The organism is Serratia sp. TSA_198.1 (assembly GCF_052686505.1).
In genome coordinates this window covers 544255-569096 of record NZ_JBQZFP010000001.1, presented here as the reverse complement: position 1 = coordinate 569096, position 24842 = coordinate 544255, and the positions used below count along the sequence as shown (strand labels likewise).

General features: G+C 55.3%; 21 protein-coding genes and 2 pseudogenes. 12 read left to right on the top strand and 11 right to left on the bottom strand.

Annotated features, from left to right (window positions below; translation table 11 throughout):
- Positions 1-163: 163 nt before the first annotated feature.
- Positions 164-1156: a 2-hydroxyacid dehydrogenase gene (locus ACUTSW_RS02695; protein WP_004945038.1), complete on the top strand. Its 993-nt coding sequence runs from the start codon at positions 164-166 to the stop codon at positions 1154-1156.
- A gap of 20 nt (positions 1157-1176) precedes the next feature.
- Positions 1177-1605, top strand: a complete 429-nt coding sequence (hslJ, locus tag ACUTSW_RS02690; RefSeq protein WP_445583585.1) for a heat shock protein HslJ — start codon at positions 1177-1179, stop codon at positions 1603-1605.
- Positions 1606-1649: 44 nt separating this feature from the next.
- Here hslJ and ACUTSW_RS02685 read toward each other — a convergent pair whose 3' ends face one another.
- Together ACUTSW_RS02685 and ACUTSW_RS02680 are read right to left on the bottom strand one after the other, a co-directional pair.
- Positions 1650-1910: a DUF333 domain-containing protein gene (locus tag ACUTSW_RS02685; protein WP_062790523.1), complete on the bottom strand. Its 261-nt coding sequence runs from the start codon at positions 1908-1910 to the stop codon at positions 1650-1652.
- A gap of 551 nt (positions 1911-2461) precedes the next feature.
- On the bottom strand, positions 2462-2794 hold the full coding sequence (locus ACUTSW_RS02680) for an SMR family transporter (RefSeq protein WP_004945049.1): 333 nt from the start codon (positions 2792-2794) through the stop codon (positions 2462-2464).
- A gap of 249 nt (positions 2795-3043) precedes the next feature.
- Between ACUTSW_RS02680 and nifJ the strand changes: the two genes are divergently transcribed.
- Positions 3044-6577 (top strand): pyruvate:ferredoxin (flavodoxin) oxidoreductase, encoded by a 3534-nt coding sequence (nifJ, locus tag ACUTSW_RS02675; protein ID WP_445583584.1) that lies wholly within the window; start codon positions 3044-3046, stop codon positions 6575-6577.
- A gap of 4 nt (positions 6578-6581) precedes the next feature.
- Here nifJ and ACUTSW_RS02670 read toward each other — a convergent pair whose 3' ends face one another.
- On the bottom strand, positions 6582-7823 hold the full coding sequence (locus ACUTSW_RS02670) for an alginate lyase family protein (protein ID WP_445583583.1): 1242 nt from the start codon (positions 7821-7823) through the stop codon (positions 6582-6584).
- Between the two features lie 70 nt (positions 7824-7893).
- Positions 7894-8496 carry a helix-turn-helix domain-containing protein gene (locus ACUTSW_RS02665; RefSeq protein WP_445583582.1) on the bottom strand — a complete coding sequence of 201 codons (603 nt, stop codon included), beginning with the start codon at positions 8494-8496 and terminating at the stop codon, positions 7894-7896.
- Between the two features lie 43 nt (positions 8497-8539).
- On the opposite strand from ACUTSW_RS02665, the gene ACUTSW_RS02660 reads away from it, so the two are divergent.
- From ACUTSW_RS02660 to ACUTSW_RS02635, 6 genes and pseudogenes are all read left to right on the top strand, one after another.
- Positions 8540-9253, top strand: a complete 714-nt coding sequence (locus ACUTSW_RS02660; RefSeq protein ID WP_445583581.1) for a B3/B4 domain-containing protein — start codon at positions 8540-8542, stop codon at positions 9251-9253.
- A 687-nt stretch (positions 9254-9940) separates the two neighbouring features.
- Positions 9941-10144: pseudogene (locus ACUTSW_RS02655) on the top strand (IS256 family transposase); the annotation flags it as partial.
- A 158-nt stretch (positions 10145-10302) separates the two neighbouring features.
- The gene (locus tag ACUTSW_RS02650; RefSeq protein ID WP_445583580.1) at positions 10303-10776 is read left to right on the top strand and encodes a hypothetical protein; all 474 of its coding nucleotides are present in this window, start codon (positions 10303-10305) and stop codon (positions 10774-10776) included.
- Between the two features lie 258 nt (positions 10777-11034).
- Positions 11035-11504: pseudogene (locus ACUTSW_RS02645) on the top strand (tyrosine-type recombinase/integrase); the annotation flags it as partial.
- Positions 11505-11521: 17 nt separating this feature from the next.
- Positions 11522-12460, top strand: a complete 939-nt coding sequence (ttcA, locus tag ACUTSW_RS02640; protein WP_063199761.1) for a tRNA 2-thiocytidine(32) synthetase TtcA — start codon at positions 11522-11524, stop codon at positions 12458-12460.
- A 142-nt stretch (positions 12461-12602) separates the two neighbouring features.
- On the top strand, positions 12603-13001 hold the full coding sequence (locus ACUTSW_RS02635; protein ID WP_004945067.1) for a VOC family protein: 399 nt from the start codon (positions 12603-12605) through the stop codon (positions 12999-13001).
- 218 nt (positions 13002-13219) lie between these two features.
- On the opposite strand, the gene zntB is transcribed toward ACUTSW_RS02635, so the two are convergent.
- Positions 13220-14203, bottom strand: coding sequence for a zinc transporter ZntB (gene zntB, locus ACUTSW_RS02630; protein WP_004945070.1), 984 nt, complete (start codon positions 14201-14203; stop codon positions 13220-13222).
- A gap of 145 nt (positions 14204-14348) precedes the next feature.
- Here zntB and ACUTSW_RS02625 point away from each other — a divergent pair, with 145 nt between their 5' ends.
- A complete protein-coding gene (locus ACUTSW_RS02625; RefSeq protein ID WP_445583579.1) occupies positions 14349-15410 on the top strand; it encodes a hypothetical protein in 1062 nt (353 codons plus the stop codon).
- A 75-nt stretch (positions 15411-15485) separates the two neighbouring features.
- Here ACUTSW_RS02625 and ACUTSW_RS02620 read toward each other — a convergent pair whose 3' ends face one another.
- Together ACUTSW_RS02620 and ACUTSW_RS02615 are read right to left on the bottom strand one after the other, a co-directional pair.
- Positions 15486-17120: a peptide ABC transporter substrate-binding protein gene (locus ACUTSW_RS02620; RefSeq protein WP_062870996.1), complete on the bottom strand. Its 1635-nt coding sequence runs from the start codon at positions 17118-17120 to the stop codon at positions 15486-15488.
- Positions 17121-17278: 158 nt separating this feature from the next.
- On the bottom strand, positions 17279-17629 hold the full coding sequence (locus ACUTSW_RS02615; protein WP_004945080.1) for a hypothetical protein: 351 nt from the start codon (positions 17627-17629) through the stop codon (positions 17279-17281).
- Positions 17630-17836: 207 nt separating this feature from the next.
- Here ACUTSW_RS02615 and mpaA point away from each other — a divergent pair, with 207 nt between their 5' ends.
- Positions 17837-18544 (top strand): murein tripeptide amidase MpaA, encoded by a 708-nt coding sequence (mpaA, locus tag ACUTSW_RS02610; protein WP_013813106.1) that lies wholly within the window; start codon positions 17837-17839, stop codon positions 18542-18544.
- Here the strand turns inward: mpaA and ycjG are convergent.
- A complete protein-coding gene (gene ycjG, locus ACUTSW_RS02605) occupies positions 18541-19521 on the bottom strand; it encodes an L-Ala-D/L-Glu epimerase (protein WP_445583578.1) in 981 nt (326 codons plus the stop codon). The genes mpaA and ycjG overlap by 4 nt on opposite strands.
- A gap of 223 nt (positions 19522-19744) precedes the next feature.
- On the opposite strand from ycjG, the gene tpx reads away from it, so the two are divergent.
- Positions 19745-20248, top strand: coding sequence for a thiol peroxidase (tpx, locus tag ACUTSW_RS02600; RefSeq protein ID WP_006319550.1), 504 nt, complete (start codon positions 19745-19747; stop codon positions 20246-20248).
- A gap of 63 nt (positions 20249-20311) precedes the next feature.
- Here the strand turns inward: tpx and tyrR are convergent, their stop codons facing one another.
- From tyrR to ACUTSW_RS02585, 3 genes are all read right to left on the bottom strand, one after another.
- Entirely contained in the window at positions 20312-21883 is a 1572-nt protein-coding gene (gene tyrR, locus ACUTSW_RS02595) for a transcriptional regulator TyrR (RefSeq protein WP_445583577.1), read from the bottom strand.
- 329 nt (positions 21884-22212) lie between these two features.
- Positions 22213-23274 (bottom strand): YcjF family protein, encoded by a 1062-nt coding sequence (locus ACUTSW_RS02590; RefSeq protein ID WP_004945097.1) that lies wholly within the window; start codon positions 23272-23274, stop codon positions 22213-22215.
- Positions 23271-24668: a YcjX family GTP-binding protein gene (locus ACUTSW_RS02585; protein WP_006325650.1), complete on the bottom strand. Its 1398-nt coding sequence runs from the start codon at positions 24666-24668 to the stop codon at positions 23271-23273. The genes ACUTSW_RS02590 and ACUTSW_RS02585 overlap by 4 nt, the downstream gene beginning before the upstream one ends.
- Positions 24669-24842: the final 174 nt, after the last annotated feature.

Here is a 24842-nt window from a genome sequence, read left to right as displayed (position 1 = left end):
ACCCCCCGTGGGGATTTTTTTACCTCGCCCCCCGCGCCCTTCCGCTACTCTTAATCCTGCCCCCCAACAAAGCGTTTTTACCCATACCGAAGATAAGCTAACCAATTGTAGAATTTACTAAAATCTGTTAAATTCGTCACAAAATCACGCGGGAGAAACCACGATGAAATTGGCGATATACAGCACCAAACAGTACGACCGTAAATATCTCGAACTGGTGAATCAACAGTTTGGTTATGAACTGGAGTTCTTCGACTTCCTGCTCAGCAAGAAAACCGCCAAAACTGCCGCCGGTTGCAAAGCGGTGTGCATTTTCGTCAATGACGACGGAAGCCGTGAAGTGCTTGAAGAGCTGGCGGCACTGGGGGTTGAAATCCTGGCCCTGCGTTGCGCCGGTTTCAACAATGTGGACCTGGACGCCGCCAAAGAATTGGGCATCAAAGTGGTCCGCGTACCGGCTTATTCTCCGGAGGCTGTGGCGGAGCACGCCGTGGGGATGATGATGTGTCTTAACCGACGCATCCACCGCGCCTACCAACGTACCCGCGACGCCAACTTCTCGCTCGAGGGGCTGATCGGCTTCAACATGCATAATCGCACCGCTGGGGTGATCGGCACCGGTAAAATTGGCGTGGCAGCCATGCGTATCCTGAAAGGGTTCGGCATGAAACTGTTGGCTTACGATCCCTATCCAAGCGAGCAAGCGCTGGAGTTGGGCGCAGAATATGTCGATCTGAAAACGCTGTATGCGCAATCGGACGTGATCACCCTGCACTGCCCGCTGACGCCGGAAAACCATCACCTGCTGAATACCGACGCTTTTGCGATGATGAAGGACGGTGTCATGATCATCAACACCAGCCGTGGCGGCCTGATTGACTCCTCGGCGGCAATTGACGCGCTGAAGCAGCAGAAAATCGGCGCGCTGGGGATGGACGTATATGAAAATGAACGCGACTTGTTCTTCGAAGACAAATCCAATGACGTGATTCAAGATGACGTATTCCGTCGCCTGTCAGCCTGCCACAATGTGTTGTTCACCGGTCACCAGGCTTTCCTGACTGAAGAGGCGCTGACCAGCATCTCGGAAACCACACTGAAAAACGTCAATCAGTTGGATCGCGGTGAAAATTGCCCTAATCAGCTTAACGCCTGATTTTTTAGTGAGGGAAACGCATGAAAAAGTGCCTGCCTATGGCGTTAGCAGCGCTGTTATTAACGGGGTGTGGAATGAACCAGAGCGGTAAAACGGTCACGGAAGACGACCTGTTACATCACAATTTCGTGCTGCAAAGCGTGGACGGCGTTGCGGTGAAGCCGCAGCCCGGTAACGCCCCGAGCATTGAGTTCGGTGAAAAAATGCATGTTTCCGGCGCGATGTGTAACCGCTTCTTTGGCAGCGGTCAGTTGCAAAACGGCGTGCTGACGGTGAAAAACCTGGCCTCAACGCGGATGCTGTGCACCGATGCGCAACGCAATCAGTGGGATCAGACCCTCAGCGCAGTGCTGGAAAAAGGGGCAAAAATCAGCCTCAACGCTCAGCAGTTAACGCTGAGCGGCGGCGACCATGTCCTGGTATATACCCTGCGAGACTGGGTGCAGTGATCCCTGTTCACCAGGCTGTGTGATCGGCCTGGTGTTCTTTTTTGTTAACCGGCGGTCGAGCAAGCCCCTTTACCCAGGGTCCACTCCTCACACTGCTTACCGTTCGGCATCTGGCACATTCTTACCGCTTCACCGTTTAAATTATGAGCCACGGTAGTGACGCCGCCAACGCTGGCGCAGTTGGCGCTGGTCTGTAACGTATTGATTCTTGCGCTGTTGCCCTGCTGAACTGGTTCTTCACTCTTGCTGCTGCATGCGGCCAAAAGCAGTACGGCGCCGGCAAGCAGCCACGTTGATTTTTGCATTATTTCACTCCTGAACCCGGAACTGCGCTGTGTAAAATCGCCATTGCTGATAACCCGCGTCACTTTAAATGCGGACACGTTCAGTTATCTTTGATGCAAACCCGTTTAATTTAGCCTGATAAATTAATTATGGAAATATATTCCTGCAATTATTTGGCGTTTATTTGAACAAAATCGCCATTATTAACGTTACGGAATTTCTTTAGCTCCGATGCCTTGTCGGCACCGAGGGTCGGTGACGTACTGCGGGTTTGCAGGCAACGGCGTCGCCGTGGCGAGGATCAGTGACAACCAAAGTTTGAAATCTTGCTGGCGAGCGAGGCGGAGGTGGGGCTCTAGGGCTGCTGCACATTTTTAGCTATCGAAGCGGGAGATATTGCGGGCCGCCCTGTTACGGGTTAATACATCCGCGGCATTCAGGCTGTAGCTGTGTTGGCCTTAATTTGAAATTGGCTGGGTACAACAGTCCCTTATTTTCCGTTATTTATTCCTGAATGATTCAGCCAGCGTCACTGAATGTCACGCTGGCTATTTTCACATTAAAATAACAATCAATGCGCCGCCGTTTTCGACAATAAATTAATCACCAGTACGCCGGCAATAATTAATACCATGCCGATCACCGCAGGCAGATCCAGCTTTTGCTGATAGACGAATACGGCCGCTATCGACACCAGAACAATGCCCATACCCGACCAGATAGCATAGACTATCCCCAGCGGCATGGTTTTCACTACCATTGACAGCCCCCAGAATGCCACGGCGTAGCCCACGACAACCACCAGCGAGGGCCACAGTCGGGTAAAGCCTTCAGAGGCTTTCAACATGGTGGTGGCGATCACTTCCGCAACAATCGCCATGGTCAAATAGATAAATCCGCTCATCGTTTTTTCTTCTGTAAGTGAACACGTTCACCAGTATGGCGCGTCGCGAATAAATTGTCGTTAAACCACCCGGCTAATTCTCCGTTTGAAAACAATTTTTACCGAAAATATTACCTCGTGCGTGTGCCCTGTTGATTTTTCGCCCGCCACACAAACGCGATAAAGGGCCAATATATCCCTCTGCTAGACTTTGTTAATTACTGCGAGAGGCAACTTTCGCAGCTTTTTGAGCAATGAAAGGTAAAGTCGATGATTACTACAGATGGTAATAATGCAGTCGCTTCCGTCGCCTATCGCACCAGCGAAGTGATTGCCATCTACCCGATCACCCCCAGTTCAACCATGGCGGAACAGGCGGATGCCTGGTCCGGCGACGGCCGCCCAAACATCTGGGGAGACGTGCCACGCGTGATGGAAATGCAGTCCGAAGGCGGGGCCATCGCCACCGTGCACGGTGCGCTGCAAACCGGCGCCTTGTCGACCTCATTCACCTCATCGCAGGGCCTGCTGCTGATGATCCCGACGCTGTACAAGCTGGCCGGTGAGCTGACGCCGTTTGTGCTGCACGTCGCCGCGCGTACCGTGGCGACCCATGCGCTGTCGATCTTCGGCGACCATTCCGACGTAATGGCCATACGCCAGACCGGCTGCGCCATGCTGTGCGCCAGTAGCGTCCAGGAAGCGCAAGACTTTGCGTTGATATCCCAAACGGCGTCCCTCAACAGCCGCCTGCCGTTTATTCATTTTTTCGATGGTTTCCGCACCTCGCACGAAATCAACAAAATCGTGCCGTTAAGCGACGATACCCTGCGTCAGATGCTGCCGCAGGAAGCGATTGACGCCCACCGCAGCCGTGCTTTGTCACCGGACCACCCGGTGGTGCGCGGTACTTCCGCTAACCCGGATACCTATTTCCAGTCGCGTGAAGCCACTAATCCCTGGTACGACAGCGCCTGCCAGCATGTGATTGATGCGATGGACAAATTCGCGCAGGTCACCGGGCGGGCCTATCAACCCTTTGAGTATTACGGCCACCCGCAGGCCGAACGCGTAGTGATCCTGATGGGTTCCGCTATCGGCACCTGCGAAGAAGCGATTGACGCCCTGTTAACGCGCGGTGAAAAGGTCGGCGTGCTGAAAGTACGGCTGTTCAGGCCCTTCTCCGCTCGGCACCTGCTCAGCGTGCTGCCGGAAAGTGCCCGGAAAATCGCCGTACTGGACCGCACCAAAGAGCCGGGCGCGCTGGCGGAACCGCTGTATCTGGATGTGATGACCGCACTGGCCGAGGCCTTCAGCCGTGGCGAACGCGCGGACATGCCGATGGTGATCGGTGGCCGTTACGGCTTGTCCTCGAAGGAGTTCGGGCCGGACTGTGCGTTGGCGGTATTCAACGAACTGCAACTTGCCAGGCCGCGCCCGCGCTTCACCGTCGGCATTTTCGACGATGTGACCGGCCTTTCCCTGCCGCTCAGCGAAGAAACCCTGCCACCGCGCGCTTCGCTGGAGGCGTTGTTCTACGGCCTGGGCAGCGACGGCTCCGTATCCGCCACCAAGAACAACATCAAAATCATCGGCAACAGCACGCCAATGTACGCGCAAGGGTATTTCGTCTACGACTCGAAGAAGGCCGGCGGCCTGACGGTTTCTCATCTGCGCGTCAGCGAACAGCCCATCAATTCGGCCTATTTGGTCAGCCGCGCCGACTTCGTCGGTTGCCATCAACTGCAGTTTATCGATACCTACCAGATGGCGGAACGGCTGAAACCCGGCGGCATCTTCCTGCTCAATACGCCGTACGGGGCCGATGAGGCGTGGTCACGGCTGCCGCAGGAGGTTCAGGCGGTGCTGCAGCAGCGCCAGGCGCGTTTCTATATTATCAACGCGGCAAAACTGGCGCGCGAGTGCCAACTCGGCGCGCGCATCAATACCGTTATGCAGATGGCGTTTTTCCAACTGACGCAAATTCTGCCGGGCAACGTGGCGCTACAGCAACTGCGGGATGCTATCGCCCGCAGCTACAGCAGCAAGGGCCAGGAGATCGTCGAACGCAACTGGCAGGCGCTGGATGCCACGCTGGATGCGCTGATTGAGATCCCGCTGCAACCGATCGACGGCAGCAGCCCGTTGCGCCCGCCGGTAGTCTCGGATGCCGCCCCCGATTTTGTCAAAACCGTTACCGCCGCGATGCTGGCCGGGCTGGGGGATGCGCTGCCGGTCTCGGCCTTCCCGCCGGACGGCACCTGGCCGGTCGGCACCACTCAATGGGAAAAACGCAATATCGCCGAGACGATCCCGCTCTGGCAGCCGGATCTCTGCACCCAATGCAACCACTGCGTCGCCGCTTGCCCGCACTCCGCCATCCGCGCCAAAGTGGTGCAACCGCAGGCGATGGAGCACGCCCCCGCCAGCTTGCAGTCGCTGGATGTCAAAGCGCGTGATATGCGCGGGCAGAAGTATGTGCTGCAAGTCGCGCCAGAAGATTGTACCGGCTGTAACCTGTGCGTAGAGGTGTGCCCGGCGAAAGACCGCCAGAACCCGGACATCAAGGCGATCAACATGGCTTCGCGCCTCGATAATCTTGAGGTGGAAAAGCAGCATTACGATTTCTTCCTGCAGTTGCCGGAGATCGACCCAGCGCAGATAGAACGCATCGACATCCGCACTTCACAGTTGATCTCGCCGCTGTTCGAATACTCCGGCGCCTGTTCCGGCTGTGGCGAAACACCCTACATCAAGCTGCTGACCCAGCTCTATGGCGACCGGTTGCTGATTGCCAACGCCACCGGCTGTTCATCCATTTACGGCGGCAATCTGCCGACCACGCCTTACACCACCAACGCCGAAGGCCGCGGCCCGGCGTGGGCCAACTCGCTGTTCGAAGATAACGCCGAATTTGGTCTGGGCTTCAGGTTGACGGTCGATCAGCACCGTAGCCGCGTGCTGCGGTTACTGAATACGCTGGCGCCGCAACTGCCTGAGCCGTTGGTCAACGCGTTGCAGATGATCGACGTTGCACCGGAACCGCGCCGCCGACAGATCGCTGAATTGCGCGGCTTGTTGACGCAAATCGAGGGTAACGACGCCCGCCAGTTGGCGACCGACGCCGATTATCTGGTGGATAAATCCATCTGGCTGATTGGCGGCGACGGCTGGGCCTACGATATTGGTTTTGGCGGATTGGACCACGTCCTTAGCCTGACCGAGAACGTCAACGTGCTGGTGCTGGATACCCAGTGTTACTCCAACACCGGCGGCCAACAGTCGAAAGCCACGCCGCTCGGGGCGGTCACCAAGTTCGGCGAGCACGGCAAACGCAAGGCACGCAAGGATCTGGGCGTCAGCATGATGATGTATGGCCATGTGTATGTGGCGCAGATCTCCCTGGGCGCGCAGCTCAACCAGACGGTGAAGGCCATTCAGGAAGCGGAGGCCTATCCGGGCCCGTCACTGATTATCGCTTACAGCCCCTGTGAAGAGCACGGTTACGATCTGGCACTTAGCCACGATCAGATGAAACAGCTGACCGCCACCGGTTTCTGGCCGCTGTACCGTTTCGATCCGCGCCGCGCCGACCAGGGTAAACCCGCGCTGGCACTGGACTCTCGACCGCCAAACAGCGAGTTGACCGAAACCCTGCTGAAAGAGCAGCGCTTCCGCCGCCTGAACTCGCAGCAACCGGAGGTCGCCAGCGCGTTGTACCAGGCCGCCGAGAAAGAGCTGAAAGAGAAGTACGACTTCCTCAGTATGTTGGCCGGCAAGACGGAACAATCGTCCGCCGAGTAATCCTTCAGGGCGCGACCGGTTCGCGCCCTGCTTCCAACCAGCTTTGCCGCTGCGCTTCTTTTACCGCACCGCGCACATAGTTTTCTTTTCCCTGCCATTGCGCAACGTCGAACCGCGCCTTCTCGATCACCGGCTGGTAACGATCTGTTTTCATTAAGCTATCCGTCTGAATCAACAGCGGCACGATGCGCACCCCAACCCGATCAAGGCTTGGATAGGGCCATTTCCGCCCTGCATCAGCGTAAGGTGCCATAAAGTCCAACGCCGCCAACAACGAACTGCCTTGCGCCGAGCGGTAATGCCACAAGTCAATGCCCTGGCGCTGCGCCACCCCGGCCATCAGCACCAACGCCTGCAGATTGAAATAGCTGTAATGGAACGAACGGGTGCGCAACAATTCTTGCGGCTGCGAACCGTTAACGGCGAGTTGTAAATCAAGCTTATGCTGCGTCAGCGTCGCCATCTCCCGCACCACGTCATCACGCCCGAGCCAGGCGGCAATCCCCGCCACCTGAACGGCATACCAACTGCCGTGGTTATTCTTCGCGGCGGCCTCTTGCTTGCCGGCGGGGCTGTGCAGCAGCCAATTGAGGTAGCTGCCAAACCATTGTCGCATCCGGCTTTCATCGGCCACCGTCCAGCCTGGCGTCTGGCGCAACAGCAGCAGGCTGTCGACAATGCGGGTGGCGAAATAACGCCCGTCCAGAATGCCGTTACCGCGGCCGCTGTCGCGCCCTGGAATACCCTGTGCGTAGTTGAGGTTCGGGTTCATCCGCGTTTGCGGGTTGATAAACCAGGCGCGGATCAATGCGATCGCCCTGTCGCTATAGCGTTGTTGCCCGGAGAAATAACCCGCCAACGTCAGAATCTGTACCCGCTGAGTGAACTCCGCCAACCGCACGCCATCACTCTGCTCATTTTTACTGGTCGGATTCACAAGCCCATCACGGCGCACCCAGGGCAACCCGTTCGCTTTGCCGGCATCTGGCCACCAGTAGGCACCGAGGCTCAGGTAATCGTGCTTGTCGCCGCTGGCTGGGAGCAGGCCTTTCTCGGTCACGCTGAGCAAAGGTTTGTGTATCTCTCTGTCGGCGTCCTGCAGCAGCCGCTTATAGTTAGCGTCACCGCTGAGATGGGCTTTTACCTGTGACAACGAAGGTTGCTGCAAGAAAATGCAGCACTCTGCGGCGTGGGCCGCAAACGACGTAAAACAAAGCAATAACCCGGCCTGCAAGAATTTGCGCATAATTCCCCCTGCCATATGACCCCTTACACGGACGCGCTCTTGGGATAACACCCGGCAAACCGGCAATCTGTCAGGAGTGAAGTTCGGCCACTGTCATGGTGAAGATCAATTTCCCCTCACCCTGATTTGAATAATGATGCGGCACATCGGTGCTGGCGACGGCAGAAGCACCCTCAGGAATAATCATCTCGGTACTCCCCACCTTCAGGTTGAGAACGCCCTGCTCAACATGCAACAGCTCGAAGGTGCCTCGAGGGTGGCCCGCGGAGGCAAACAGCTCATCAGGAAACATCTCCCAGCGCCACAGCTCAATCATATTCGGCCCACGCGTCCCCGCCAGCAAACGGGCTGTTCCGCCCGAGTCACCCGTCCATAATGTAGGTATTTCTTTTTTATCGATAAGGTAAGCGGAGGGTGCATCGGTGACATTAACGACATCGGCAACAGAAAGACCCAGCGCCGCCGCTATTTTGCACAATATGGCAATGCTCGGGTTAGCTGCACCCTTCTCGATTTCTACCAGCATCCCTTTGCTGACGCCAGCCCTGCGTGATAGCTCATCAAGCGTCAATTTCTTGTTTTTGCGGTGCTGTTTGATGGTGCTTGAAACCGCTTCATTGACGCTTTGAATGTCCGCGCCGTGCTCGGTCGATATATTGACTTTATTGGTCATTAGTCATTACCATGAAATAAATTAGTCATTATAGGATTATCAGATGTTTTCAGTTCTTCCGTCAATCGATCCCAAAGTGTCCTCCGTGGCGCCCGGCTTCAGAGCCTTAAGCATTACGGTTGAAGCCGCACCCATTATCTACCCGAGGATTGCCGGCCAGGCTTTGGAACTGGCTTGTCATTCTATTTCTGCGGGTGATGCCCCCTGGGCTGAGGCTCATCTTGCCGCCTGGGGAGAGGCATTTACCCGATTCGGCGCCAAACCCAAACGCACCCCCTGCTCTGCAGAAGCATTGCGCAAACGGGTCATGCGAGACGGCTCGCTACCCAGTATCGACCCCGTAGTTGACCTCTATAATGCCATCAGCATTCGGTACGCCATTCCCGTTGGCGGGGAAAATATTGAAGCCTATGTCGGGCAACCCAGGTTGGTGGTTGCCGATGGAAGCGAACTGTTTGATACGGTGAAAGACGGTGAAGTGGCACATGAATCACCGGAACCGGGAGAAGTCGTCTGGCGCGACGATCTGGGCGTAACTTGCCGTCGCTGGAACTGGCGCCAGGGGGTAAGAACCCGGCTGAACGCAGATGCCGACAAGATGTGGTTTATTCTGGAGAGCCTGCCGGCCATGCCGTTACAGGCGTTGTTTGATGCCGGCGAGGAACTGATCAAGGGGCTGCATCAGATGATGCCGGGCGTAAAAACCGAGCAGACACTGATTGGTTTCGATCTGGCTGAAGAACATCAAACGAAGTAAAAAGACGGCTTTTGCTCCTCATTGGGCCATGCCTGGAGCTCATGCATAAAACGTGCTGGCATTCGTCGTCGTAATCCGTACCCACGCATGCGGCAAATTACCAAGCCGATGGCGAAAACAGCTCACGCTTCATCGACCACGCTTAGTGCGCTCCTTGTCCGGCAAGCCACAGTTGGGCTCGCCCTGAATTATTTATGTGGTTTCCTTGCCTGAAATGGCATAGCCACAAGTACGCAAAAAAAATATTAATTTGAATATTTATCCTATCACACATGCAAATTAAATGTTCTTGATATACTCCTACATCAGCAAATTGGCGTCGACAGTCCTGAATCCGAATATGCATTAAACGCCAGTATTTCCCGGCAGCCGATTAACATCAGAGATGAAACTATATTAATTTGAATATTTATCCTCTTATACATTCAAATTAAATGTTCTTGATATACTCTTACGCCAGGAAATTGGCGTTGATAGTCCTGAATTCGAATATACATTAAATGCCAGTATTTCCCGGCAGCCGATTTACATCAGAGAAGTGCTCTCAGATAACCCAGGTAGGGAGCCATAGAGCGTATCTAACCAAATGCACCCTTCTGATGTGTTTTCGGGTATGCTTTCCCTATGTCTCTCTATTGAGCATATCACCTCCGTCAGGTGACCAGTATCAGTGTGCCACTACAATTGACCACGACACTTCGTAGCAAACGAACCAAGAACTGCGGCTCGAGGGCGACGACACTGGCGATGATATTTAAGCTACTCCAGTCAGCTCAAAAGAGTTGGAATCAACTTAAGAGATTTGAGCTGTTGACTCTGGTCGTCAACAACGTGCCGTTCAAAGACGGAGAGCAGGTGGAAAACAAAGCATCAGACCGGAGCGTTGTCTAATGGCTTCATACACCAGATTTGACAATAACTCCGAAATCATCGATAAGGAGAATACTCACCTATTAAAAGAGAAGAGAATATCGTAATTTATTTTAACCAACGACCACTTAGTGATTAGCTGGGTGTTATCTGAGAAAAGTTAATTCGGGAGATTAAAAATGAGCAAATTATTTTTGTATGATCAAGCTTCAGCATCAACCGATACTTTAACTGTTATGAGAAAAAAGAAATATGTTTGCACGGCATTAACTAACGATCCGGATTTTTTCTGGCAGTCGATATTGGCATTAGAACCATCTAGTATTTTCGTGTTGCTGAGCCATGGAGACCAAAATGGCCCTTTGGCGGTGAAAGGTACCGTAGGGGATGACATTGATCTTATCAGATTTAGTGACATCATAAAGAGAAACAAGTTAGCACTATATCTTCTATCTTGCCATACAGGACTCGACCCTTGTGGATCTACTCTAACTAAGAATGGACTCAATTTTGTCGCACCTAAAGGATCAGCTGATTTTCAAACAATTGGTAGTGAGCAAATAAGCGTATTTTCCAAAGACGGTACAACTTTCCCCGGATGGACAGGTCCGCTTAGTCCGAACAGGTCAAACAAGGCACTTTCTCTCCCATAAGGGTTTTGTTGAATAAATAGAAATTTCCCTAGGCAACCGGTTAGAGTCCACGTCTCCATTACCCGCGGCGGGCTCGATGTCAAACACGGTGTCTGGCGCGACCTGCTCTTCAAAAAACAGCAGGTCGAATCCATCGATGCGTGTCAATAGACCGATTTTCGCTGCGCCAGCAGTTGGCTATTTTCGCCTCAGCGCCGTTGACCCGCTGTCATATAGCGGATACCGCTGTGACGGTGCTCCTCGTTGTACCAGCTGACGAAGATGACTGCTGGGAACCGTACGATCGCCCTGCTGGCTCCGGCGTTGGAAGCTCTACGCGCACAACGGCTATTAACTGCGTTGTAGCCCAAGACGGAAATCACCTTTCATCACCGCGAATACGGCAAAACGGAGAAGCAGCGGCTACATTTCGTTTTTATGCCGCGCACGGCCAAAGGTGAGCAAAAAGCCTACTATTCTCTGTCGTCGATTGGAGAGCGCTGGAATGCGGCTGTAAAACGCGCTGGCATTCGGCGGCGTAATCCGTACCATACGCGGCATACTTTTGCCTGCTGGTTGTTGTCAGCAGGCGCGAACCCATTTTTATCGCAAACCAGATGGGGCATGATATGCGCATAGGGTCTTCAGGCCTCGGGGGCAACAGGGAAGAAATGAATAATGACCCAAACCGCCTGTTGAATGTTAAACTCGCGGTCTATATGTCATGCCCCCATAGTGCCCCCAATTGAAAACGAGCACGATTTAAATGTCAGAAAAACAAACGGTTAGTCAAAAAGAGCAGTACAACCTCAACAAATTGCAAAAGCGCCTGCGTCGCAACGTAGGCCAGGCGATCGCCGATTTCAACATGATTGAAGAAGGCGACCGCATCATGGTCTGCCTGTCCGGCGGCAAAGACAGCTACACCATGCTGGAAATCCTGCGCAACCTGCAACAAAGCGCGCCGGTGAACTTCTCGCTGGTGGCGGTCAACCTCGACCAGAAACAGCCAGGCTTCCCCGAGCATATTTTGCCCGCTTATCTGGAAAGTCTGGGGGTGGAATACAAGATTGTCGAGGAAAACACCTACAGCATCGTCAAGGACAAAATCCCTGAAGGCAAAACTACCTGCTCACTGTGTTCACGCCTGCGCCGCGGTATTCTTTACCGGACCGCCACCGAACTGGGCGCGACCAAGATTGCCCTTGGCCACCACCGTGACGACATTCTGCAAACGCTGTTCCTCAATATGTTCTACGGCGGCAAGCTGAAAGGCATGCCACCCAAGCTGATGAGCGACGATGGCAAGCATGTGGTGATCCGCCCACTGGCCTATTGCCGTGAAAAGGACATCGAGCGTTTCTCGGTGGCCAAAGAATTCCCCATTATTCCGTGTAACCTGTGCGGTTCACAGCCCAACCTGCAGCGTCAGGTGATTGGCGACATGCTGCGCGATTGGGATAAACGCTATCCGGGCCGTCTGGAAACCATGTTCAGCGCAATGCAAAACGTGGTGCCTTCACACCTGAGCGATTACAACCTGTTTGATTTCAAAGGCATTCACCACGGCAGCGAAGTGGTAGGCGGTGGCGATCTGGCCTTTGATCGCGAAGATATTCCGATGCAACCGATCGGTTGGCAGCCGGAGGATGCAGACGAAACTGCACCGGCGCTGGAGCGTTTAAACGTTCTCGAAATCAAGTAAGCCCTGGCGCCGCCCGTTATCTGCGGGCGGCGTTCTTTCCTCCCGACAGTTTTCGATCCTGCTCACAATTTCAGCATAATTTATCGGACAGCGCCGCCTTTCCTCTATACTGTGTATTCATACAGTCATAAGGAGATTGCCGATGAACATTACCCCCTGCTTATCCCACGTTTCCCTGGGTACCAATCATTTCGATGCCGCCGCCGAGTTTTACGATAGTACGCTCTCCGCATTGGGCTGCCGGCGAGTGCTGGAGCACCCCGGCGCTATTGGTTATGGCCGTGATTACCCGGAGTTCTGGTTGCAGGTGCCGATCGATAACCAACCCGCCTCTACCGGTAACGGCGTGCACGTAGGTTTTTTCGCCACCAGTAAGCAGCAAGTCGATGAGTTTTACCGGCTGGCGCTGCAGGCCGGCGCGAAAGATGAAGGAGCCCCAGGATCACGACCACACTATGGCGAAGCCTATTACGGGTGCTTTGTTCGCGATCTGGACGGGCATAAAATCGAGGCCAGTTTCTGGGACGAAAGCGCGGCCTGAAGGCGGTAAACTGCAGACAAAAAAATGCCGGTGGTTAGACCGGCATCGTATGAATCAATGTGCTATGCAGCAATTCTAAATATAAGAAAGTAAGACAATTATGGAGCGCAACGCCCATCGCTTGACGTTGCATTCACCTGCGAGAGAGATCATGCCCCATTTCCGCCCGGCAAAAGTTGATATCGCTCAATGTTAACCGGGTTTTCGCGCTTTTTTGGCTACAGCCAGCGGCTGCGTTTCAACCACCAGGCCACGCCGAGCACTAACCCCGTCAGCATCAGGCAAAACGTGGCAAAACCAAAGGGATTGCCCCCGCCGGGAATGCCGCCCAGGTTAACGCCGAACAGTCCGGTCAAAAACGTGGTGGGCAAAAATACCATTGCCAGTAGCGACATGGTGTAAGTTCGGCGGTTCATGGCATCTGCCATCACGGTGGTAATTTCATCGGAAAGGATCGCGGTACGCGCAATGCTGCCATCCAGATCGTCCAGACCGCGCCCCAGCCGGTCGGCAACATCTTGCATACGGCGTCGATCGTCATCGTTCATCCAGGGCAACCGCTCGCTTGCCAGCCGGGAAAATACGTCGCGCTGCGGTGCCATGTAACGGCGCAACACAATCAGTTGTTTACGGATCAGCGCCAACTGCCCGCGCTCCGGGATTTGCTGCTCCAAAAGCGCATCTTCCAGATCGATGATCTTATCGTGCAGATCCTCGATAAAATCGCTGGTGTGATCGTTCAGCGCATCGGAAACCTCCACCAGCCAGTTGCCGCTGTTGGTCGGCCCGGCTCCGCTTTGCAGATCGTTCACCACCTGATCGATGGAGTACACCTTACGGTGCCGGGTGGAGACGATCAGTTTATCGGTCAAGTAAACGCGGATGGTCACCAACTGATCCGGCCGTGAGTTGGCGTTGAAATTAATACTGCGTAACGTGATCATGGTGCCATCGCCCAGGCGGCTGACCCGCGGGCGTGAGCTTTCCCCTGATAACGCTTCTCTTACCGCATCCGGCAACAGCGGCGTAGTGTTCAGCCATTCAGCGCTGGCTGGGTGCGCATAATCCAGATGCAGCCAGCAAGGCTCATCGCAGGTGATTTTATCATCGTAGTCAATCGATGTTACGCCACCTTTGCCGTCTAGCTGGTAGGCATACACCGCATCAGGAACCTGTAACTCGCGCCCCTCAATGACATCCATTCCTTATCCCCTTCGCTTTTCAGTTACACCAGAGTCTAGCGTTAATGTTTTGCGACTCAAAGATAAAGCCGCTTGATGCTTACCCCTGACTCGCACCTTATGCGCTAACATGGGTGAATAACGACCAACGTTCAGCCTGGTACCCATGAAATACGCATCGACATTACTGTTGGCCTCTATTTTGACGCTTGCTCCTGCGCCATTCTATCCGCTGTTTGCCGCACAGGGCCCGCTCGAGGGTATCTCTGATGCCTATCAACTCAAGCTCGGCGACTCGGCGGGTAATTTGCCTTATTACGTCGCCAAAACCCACGGACGAACACCGCATTCCGCGTTAATCGTGCTGCACGGCCACCCCAGAGATGCCGGGAAAACGCTGGCTGCGGCGCTAAAAGCGGCACGACTGGCAGGTAAAATCGACGACACTTTACTGGTTGTGCCGCTCTATCCGGTTCCCACCGCGCAGGCCAGGCGCTGCCACTCGCCCGGCGTTCCTGCGGCGCAGCCGGGTGATGCCTTGTGGAGTTGCAGTTCCTGGATAGAGGGCGGGCTGGATTTACAGTCAAAGGTCAGCTCGTTTGCCGCACTTGACCAATTGATCGTCGAACTGAAAATCAAATGGCCGCAGTTACGGTGGGTCACTGTCGCTGGATTTTCCGCCGGTGCACAGTTCGTGCAGCATTATGTCGGGTTTGCGGAACCGCCCACCGGCGTGAGCGTGCGTTATGTCGTTTCCGACCCCGGCAGTTGGCTTTACTTCGATCGCCTGCGCCCACAGCCGGCTGTCGACTGGCGCAGTTGCAGTCAGGAAAAAGGCTGCGATTTTACCTGGACGGAAGTTAACACCGACTCGTGCCCAACCCTAAACCACTGGAAATACGGTATGGAAGATATCCCCGCTTTTCATGGCCAAACCCGCGAGACGGTGCGTCAGCGCTATGCCGCGGCGGACATCACTTATATTGAGGGAGGAAAAGATACCGGCAACGCGCCCGGCGCCTTCTACAAAATACTCGACAAATCCTGCGCCGCGCAGGCTCAGGGCCCCTACCGTCTGCAACGCGGCATCGCCTATGCGGCTTACGATCGGCGGTTTATCGCCCCTGGCGCCAAACGTCAGTTACTGATCGTCCCCGACTGCGCGCACGATGTGTCTTGCGTATTTCCTTCCAGCATTGCGCGTAAGGCGTTGTTTGTGGCGCCATAACCGCCATCGTTCCGCCCAAAAATAAAACCCCGCCATTAGCGGGGTCTGATAAAAATACGTAGCAAACGCGGCAGATCAATGCTGCAAAATATACATTGTCTGGCTGTAGGCCACGTCCTCCGGGTTGGTGATCGGGTAGCCTTTTACCCAGGGCTTGATCAGGCGACCGTTGGTGTACTGGTAAATTGGCGCGATCGGCGCCTGTTCCGCAATGATCTGTTCCGCTTTATTGTAATCCGCCGTCAGGGCCTTTGCGTTGGTTTCCCGGCTGGCCTGCGCCAGCAGATTGTCATACTTGGCGCTCTTGAATTTGGCGATATTGCCGCTGTGGGAAGAGCTCAGCAGCGACAGGAAGGTCGATGCCTCGTTGTAATCACCCACCCAGGAAGCGCGCACGACGTCGAAGTTACCGGTGTTGCGGCTGTCGATGTAGGTTTTCCATTCCTGGTTTTGCAGCTTGACGTCAATCCCGAGCGTTTTCTTCCACATCGACGCCACGGCAATCGCGATTTTCTGATGGCTTTCCGAAGTGTTGTACAGCAGCGTCAGTTTCAGCGGATTATTTGGGCCGTAGCCGGCGGCCTGCATCAACGCCTTGGCCTGCGCATTCAGTTCCGCCTGCGATTGCTGCTGCATCAGGCTCACTTCCGGTTTGAACCCGGCGGTGACGTCCGGCGTGAAGTGGTAGGCCGGCTTCTCACCGGTGCCCAGCACTTTTTCGGCGATAATTTTACGGTCGATCGCATACGACAGCGCTTTACGCACTCGCACATCATTAGTCGGCGCACGTTGGGTATTGAAGGCGTAATAATAGGTACCGAGCTGATCCGGGGTATAAACCTGGTCCGGAATGTCTTTCAGCAACTTCTGGTACATGTTTTTCGGGAAGGACTCAGTGATATCGATGTCGCCGGCCAGATAACGCTTGGTGGCGTTGGACTCCTGGTTGATCGGCACAAAGGTCACTTTGGTCAGCACGGTATGCGCGTGATCCCAATAGTGTTCATTTGGCGTCAGCACCAGTTTCTCATTGACCACCCGCTCTTGCAGTTTAAACGCACCGTTACCCACCAGATTGCCGACTTTGGTCCAGTCATTGCCGAATTTCTCCACCACCGACCGGTTCACCGGGAACAGGCTGAAGTTGGCGGTCAGGCTGACAAAGTACGGTACCGGTTTGTTCAACTGCACTTTAAAGGTGTAGTCATCCAACGCCGTTACACCCAGCTTATCGGCAGGCAGCTTGCCGGCGATGATCTCGTCGGCGTTCTGAATGCCGGCCAGTTGGGCGAACCAGGCAAAGGGTGACAGGTTCTTCGGCTCAACCAGGCGTTGCCAGCTATAAACGAAATCCTTCGCCGTTACAGGGTCACCGTTTGACCAGCGCGCATCTTTACGCAGCGTGAAGATATAAGTTTGATTATCAGTCGTCTGCCAACGGGTGGCGACGCCGGGGATCACCTTGCCGTTGGCATCCTGATTCACCAGCCCTTCGAACAGGTCACGCGCCAATTGCGCCTCCGGCAAGCCCACGGCCTTGATCGGATCCAGTGAGGCCGGCTCATCTTTAATATGGCGAACGATTTCCTGCTTTTCCGCCAGAGTGGTGCCTGGGGGAACCTGCGCCGCCATCGCGCTGCTCAATCCTGCGCCAATAGCCACTGCACACAACGCCAAACGAAAACCTTGCTGAATTTTTCTTCTCGTCATTCTGATTCATCCCCGTTAACCATCTGAATTTTTTATCATATAGCACAAGATCCCTCTCACCTATAGCCCAGGGCGGACAAGATGCAAAAACTGAGGGCCAGACAATAAAAAATGCCCGTGCGACAACGTCGGCACGGGCATTTTTGTCTCAGGGAGAGTTAGTCGTACAGGTGAATGCTGTTGATGCGATAGCTGAACTCTTCGCCCTCTTCCTCGTCGAAAATGGTGAAGAAGCTTTGTTCGGCGAGCGGTTTAGAATATATATCGGTTTTTTGCATCTGGCGCGACTCGGCATCGTCATAACCATAGTCGAGATAGAAGGTGTTTTTCTGGTAGTCGACGTGCAGAGTAAAGGGATAATTGGACTCATCGCCACGCCCGTCATCATTTTTCACCACGCCGAACCATTCCCCCTGACGGATCTGGTTTTCCTCATCCACGCCGCACAGCAGCGTGATGGTATCCTTTTCATTTTCGCTATAGCTGGCAACTATTCTGGCTACTGGCATGTTAAATCCCCTGCTTGGTTATTGGGTTAGCTTTGCCGATAGTATAACAACAGCGAAATGACCGGCGCGGTTTTATTGTTGCTCGCGCCAGCGCACAGCTCACATATCAGGCAAAGGTGAAACAATAGCTCTGGGAAAGATAAGCCAAAGCGTAATACACTGAATAAAATGATAATGACTCTCGACATTTAACTCAGGGACAACACCATGATCCAGCATCGACCGCGCAGTGAACGTGGCCAATTGGCCGTTGCAGGAGAGAATTACGGCAGTTCGCTGTTAGGGGCACCGCTGCTTTATTTCCCCGCAGCCATCAGCGGGCCGGAAACCGGGCTGATCATCGCCGGTACCCACGGTGACGAGGGAGCCGCTATCGTCACCCTTTCTTGTGCGCTACGCAGCATTGCGCCAAACCGGCTGCGCCATCACGTGATACTGGCGGTCAATCCCGACGGGTGCCAACTGGGGTTGCGCGCCAATGCCAACGGCGTTGACCTGAACCGTAACTTCCCTGCCGCCAACTGGCGCTCCGGCGATACGGTTTATCGTTGGAACAGCGCAGCGGAGGCACGAGATGTGAAGCTGTCAACCGGCGGCCGCCCCGGTTCAGAACCGGAAACCCAGGCGCTGTGCCACCTGATTCACCGGTTGAAACCGCACTGGGTGGTGTCGTTTCACGAACCCTTGGCCTGCATTGAAGATCCCGCCAGTTCCCAACTCGGAGTCTGGCTTTCACATAAGTTTGCTTTGCCGCTGGTCACCAGCGTGGGTTACGAGACGCCGGGTTCGTTCGGCAGTTGGTGCGCCGATTTGTCGCTGCCCTGCATTACCGCCGAATTCCCGCCGATCTCCGCCGATGCCGCCAGCGAGAGCTATCTCGATGCAATGGTAGAGCTGTTGACCTACCAGGATTAATTCTGCCTTGGGGCGAGATTGATCGCCCCATAGTCAAAATCCAGCCCCGCGTCGACGTCCTTCGCCAGCCAGGTTGGGCCATCCAAATCCACAAAACGCGCCCCTGGGGCCAAGGGTAACGCCGCGTTGATCGCCCGTGAAGTACACAACATGCAGCCGAGCATAATGGCGAAGCCCTGCTCGCGCGCCTGCTTAGCCAAAATCAGCGCTTCCGTCAGGCCGCCTGTTTTATCCAACTTGATATTGACCATCTGATAGCGGCCGATAAGCGCCGGCAGATCGCGACTGGTGTGGCAACTCTCATCGGCACAAATAGGCAGCGGGTGGATAAAGTTCTCCAGCGCGCCGTCATCGGCGGCCGGCAGCGGCTGCTCCAACATTGCCACTCCCAGATCCGCCAACAGTTGGCAACGCGCAGCCAGGCCTTCCGCCTGCCAGGACTCGTTGGCATCGACGATCAGCGTCGCTTCCGGCACCGCTGCGCGGATGGCCACCAACCGTTCGCTGATCAGGTGATTATCCAGCTTGATTTTCAACAGCCGTGCGCCCTGCTGGTCGAGTTCGCGTGCGGCGAACGCCATTGCCTCCGGCGGGCCGATGCTGACGGTTTGCGCCATCAGGATGCGTTCCGGCGCCGTGACACCGCTGCGCTGCCAGCGGCTCTGGCCGCTGAGACGGCACTCCAGATCCCATAGCGCCGAATCCACCGCATTGCGCGCCGCGCCTGCGGGCATCAACTGCTGCAACTGCTCACGCGTCACTCCCCGTTCGATAGCCGGTGTCACCTCCGCCAATTGCGCCAGCACCGAGGCTTCGCTTTCGTCATAGCGCGCATACGGCGTGCATTCGCCGATGCCGCGCACACCCTGCAGTTCAATCTCGACCACCACCACTTTCGCTTCGGTGCGGCTGCCGCGGGCAATGACAAAGGCGGTATGCAATGGCCAGGCTTCTGGGTAAAAACGCATGCTTCTCATAACGGCTCCTGAGCGAAAATAGCGTATAAAAACGGGCTAGCGGGCGGATGTTTTTTGGACACAACCTAATATATACAACTATTTAGCAAACTTTATATATCCAACCCACAATTGTTGACTTAAACTGACGCCAGGGCGTGAACCTAATGGCAAACCCAGCCATAGCGGCTATTTTATTAGGTTCATCCCCTTTGTATAAACACCTGTAAAAGGAACCAAGCCAATGACTCAGACAGTACATTTCCAAGGCAACCCGGTCAGCGTTGCAGGCCATCTGCCACAGTCAGGCGAACAAGCCAAAGCGTTCTCGCTGGTTGCCAAAGACCTGTCAGACGTAGCGCTAAGCAGCTTCGCGGGTAAACGCAAAGTCCTGAACATTTTCCCAAGTATTGATACCGGCGTTTGCGCTGCCTCGGTACGTAAATTCAACCAACTGGCCAGCGGTCTGGATAATACCGTGGTGCTGTGCATCTCCTCCGATCTGCCGTTCGCCCAGTCACGCTTCTGCGGCGCGGAAGGCCTGAGCAACGTAGTGACGCTGTCTACCCTGCGTGGCGCAGAATTCAAACAGGCTTACGGCGTCGAAATCGCTGAAGGCCCGTTGGCGGGTCTGACTGCACGTGCGGTCGTGGTGCTGGATGGCCAGGACAATGTGCTGTACAGCGAGCTGGTGAATGAGATCACCAACGAGCCGGATTACGATGCTGCGCTGGCTGCACTGAAGTGATGTCACCAGGGCCGGCTTTCGCGGGCTCTGATAAACGAAACGGGCGCCGCGGCGCCCGTTTTTTTATTCTTCGCTTTCCCCCGCCGCCTTGCGGCTGCTGAGGCCATACTCGCGCAGCTTGTTGGCAATCGCGGTATGCGAAACCCCCAGGCGTTTCGCCAGTTTTCGCGTGCTCGGGTAAGTGCGGTATAGCCGCGTCAGCACCGAACGCTCGAAGCGCTTGCTGATATCGTCCAGCGAGCCGTCCAGCACTTCGTCGCCCAGCGACATCTCGACCTCAAATTCCGGCAGCACGATATCCTGCGGGCGCAGCTCAAAGCCTTCCGTTTGCGTCAACGCACGGTAGATGGCGTTTTTCAACTGCCGCACATTGCCCGGCCAGCCATACTTGCTGAGGAAACTCCCCAGATCGTTCGCCAACTTCGGCCGCGCCACACCCTGTTCGTCGGCAAAGCGCGCCACAAACAGCTCGGTCAACGGCATGATGTCCTGCGGACGTTCGCGCAGCGGCGGAATAGTGATGGTCAGCACGTTAAGGCGATAATAGAGATCCTCGCGGAATTCACCGCGTTGCACCAGCTCCGTCAAGTTTTTCTGGGTGGCGCAGATGACCCGCACATCCACGTGTACTTCGTGTTCTTCCCCTACGCGGCGGAAAGTGCCGTCGTTAATGAAACGCAGCAGTTTGGTTTGCATGCGCGGCGACATTTCACCGATCTCATCCAGCAGCACCGAGCCGCCGTGCGCCTGTTCGAAGAAGCCTTTCTTGCCCTCCAGCGCATTGGGGTAAGCGCCGGGCGCATGGCCGAACAGCTCGCTTTCCACCACGTCATCCGGCAGTGCGGCGCAATTCAGCGCCAGGAATGGCTGTTTGCCGCGCGGGCTGCGCAGGTGGCAGGCGCGAGCCAGAATGTCTTTGCCGGTACCGGTGTCGCCGACCAGCAGCAACGGCGCATCCAGCATCGCCAGTTTACGCGCCTGTTCCAGCACTTGGCGCATTTTCGGGCTGACGGCCACGATATGATCGAATTCGGTATCGTCGTTCACCGACAGGTTCTGTAGCTGGCGCCCCATGCGTGCAGTCGACTTGAGCATGACCACCGCGCCAACGGTGGCGTTCTGCTGGTTTTCGTCTTCCAGATAGATGGGGGTGATATCCATCAGGAAATCCTGGCTGCGGATCACGACCCGTTCGGAGTGAGGCGCCGTTTGTTCGCTCTCCAGCCAGCGGCTGAAGTTATAGCCGCCAATCAGAGCCGTAGCCGTTTGATTGCGGATTTTATCTTCGCTGAAGCTGAACAGCACCTGTGCCGCCGGGTTGGCCAACTCGACCTTGCCCCGCATATCAATCGAAAATACCGGCTCCGGCATCGACTCAAGCAGCGCCCGCAACGCACGGTGTTCACGCTCGGACGGCATGAAGTTAACGGTGCGCACGTCAGTCACGCCTGCAATGCGGCGGATCTCCGCCATCAGCGCGCGGAAGGTGTCAAAATCCAGTTGGGAAAAATTGAGGTAAATGCGGCCGACGGGATCGATTTCGATACCCCGTAAATCGATGCTGCGCGATACCAAAAGATCGAGTAATTCTCGAGTCAGACCGAGCCGGTCTTCGCAAAATACTTCCAAACGCATCAGTGTTGGCCTTATCTCTGCAGGTGCGGGGATGACTGACGATGATGATACTCTCTCACCCCGAGCGGTAGAAGCAATCTGTCAGCAAAAGTTGACAGAACTCTGATTTATCGCCGTTGTTGATGATTTTAAACGCAAGTAAATAACACCATCGGCGTCATTTTAGTTCATTTGCAGAGAGTTATCATAACCGGCAATAATTTTTTAGATAAATATAATGTGATTGCAGGGGGATCGTCTTTCGTCAACCAGGGGTTACGTATTGAGCTGTGCGGTGGCTATTGATGCAGAAACAAACAACTGCGCCCAGGGCGGGCGCAGTGGGTGAGTTACTTGGCTTTATTGTCGTTTTTTTTCATGGCGTCTTTCAGTTGACCGACCAACTGGCTGCGGAAATCCCCGAGTTTGGGCTTCTCACCTTCCAGCCACGGAAGCGGGCGGCACAGCTCCATCGCCTTGATGCCCAGCCTGGCGGTCAGCAAACCGGCGCCAATGCCTTGGGCTGCACGGGCGGACAGCCGTGCAGCCAGATCCTGTGACATCCAATCCATCCCCACCTCGCGTACCAGTTCGGACGCACCGGCAAAGGCGATATTCAACAGCACCAAGCGGAACAGCCGCAGACGGCTGAAATAACCCAGTTCAATGCCGTACAACGCCGCAATGCGGTTGATCAACCGAATGTTACGCCAGGCGATAAATGCCATATCCACCAGCGCCAGCGGGCTGACGGCGATCATTAATGTGGATTCTGCCGCCGAACGGCTGATTTCACGACGCGCCTGATTATCCAATACCGGTTGCACCAGCTTGGCATAAAGCGCTACCACTTCGCGGTCATTTTGAGTTTCATGCAAGGAAGCCTGCCAGCGCTGTAACGCCGGATGCCCCTGATCGAGGCCGGCCTGCCGCGCCAGCTTCTCGCAGAATTCGCGCCCCTTGCCCAACCCGTGGCTGTGCAACAATTCCCGCGCTACGTCGCGCTCTTCCGCACGCTGGCGCAGACGATACAACCTGCGCCATTCGGTCACGACCGACCCTACCCCGGCAAACACGATCAAGCCGCCAGCCACGCCGCCGCCCATGGCAATCCAATCCTGCTGCACCCAAGCGGTATGCACCCACTGCACGCCCTGTGCCACCACGCTGACGCCGAACAACGCCAACCCGGCAGTAACCATTTTGCGCCACAGGCTGCGTTTGGGTTTCAAGGCGGCATTGATAATGCCTTCGGCGCGCCCTTCTTCCTCTTCTTGTTCCAACTCAGGCGCGGCCGGGAAAAAACGCTCCGCCTGCTGTTCATCAAAGGCGACGTTGGCGCGCAATATCGGTTCTTGCGGCGGCTGCAACGGCTCTTCAAAATCGATACGCGGCTTTATCGGTTCGCTCATCGCAATTTATCTCCCAGTAAAAACTCCATCACCGCGTCCAGACGGATGTGCGGCAACGGGCTGTCTACGCTCATGGCGCGGGGACGAAACTCATCAAAGTGGAAACCCTGGTTTTGCCAGAAAGCCGGCCCCGGCAAACGCGCCGGTACTTCGCCGGGGAACACCGTCAACGGCGCGCCATCGACGAGGCGATTGCCCTTCAAGGCCGGGATTCGCTGCCCCTGGTGATCGACGATGCCGCTTTCGGTCGCCTGTACGGAGGCCAATCCCACGCAATCCATGCTGATGCCCTCAAACGCCGCGTTCTGCCACGCTTCCTGCACCAACTGCTGCAACAACGACACCAGATTGGCGTGCTGGTCGGCGGTAATGTGATCCGCCTTGGTGGCGGCAAACATCAGCTTGTCGATGGTCGGCGAGAACAAGCGACGGAACAGCGTGCGCTTACCGTAGTGGAAACTTTGCATCAATTGGGTCAGTGCCAGCCGCATATCGTTGAACGCCTGTGGACCGCTGTTGAGCGGTTGCAGACAGTCAACCAGCACAATTTGCCGATCGAAACGGACGAAATGTTCTTTATAGAAGTTTTTGACTATTGATTGGCAGTAGTAATTGAAACGCGCCCGCAGCATACCGATGTTGGTGTGCTTGTCAGCCTGCGCCAGCTTCGATTCGCCGAGGCTGTCGACATTGGGCCACGGGAAGAACTGCAGTGCCGGCGCGCCGGCCAGATCGCCCGGCAGCACGAAGCGGCCCGGCTGGATAAAGTGCAAGCCTTCGCTTTTGCAACGCAACAGATAATCGGTGTAGGCCTGAGCAATGGCCGCCAACTTGTTTTCGTCGGCCGGCGCGAGCGGATCGCAACCTTTGCACAGTTCTAGCCAGGGTTTGGCCCACTCGGCGCGATCGCCCTGCAACAGACCGGCCATCTGGCGCGACCAGGCCAGATAGTCCTGTTCCAGCATGGGCAAATCCAGCAACCATTCACCGGGATAATCGACGATTTCCAGATACAGCGTCGAGGTATCTTTAAAATGCCGCAGCAACGAGTCGTTGGAACGGTAGCGCAGCGCCAGGCGAATTTCGCTGACGCCGCGCGTCGGGGTCGGCCAGCTTGGCGGGGTGCCATAAAGCTGTGCCAACCCTTCATCATAGGTAAAACGCTGAATGCCAAGATCGCGCTGCGGAATGCGTTTCACGCCCAGAAGCCGCTCTTCGCGCACTGGCGAAAACAACGGCATGCGCGCACCGCTGTGAACGTGCAGCAACTGATTGACGAAGGCGGTGATAAAGGCGGTTTTGCCGCTGCGGCTAAGGCCGGTCACCGCCAGACGCAAATGGCGATCCATCCCGCGGTTGACCAGCGAGGTTAACTCATTTTGCAGTCGTTTCATTTTTCGTAGAGTGACTTCCTTTTGTTCTATAAAACATGGAGTTATATAAATTCGTTAATCTCGGCAGTCTATGAGCATTATTATAGTCATAAGCCAGATTATTTTATGTCATGGATAAGGTCTTTCGCGCCTGCACCGCTTGCCATGCATGTTATTCGTTGTGCGGTATATAGC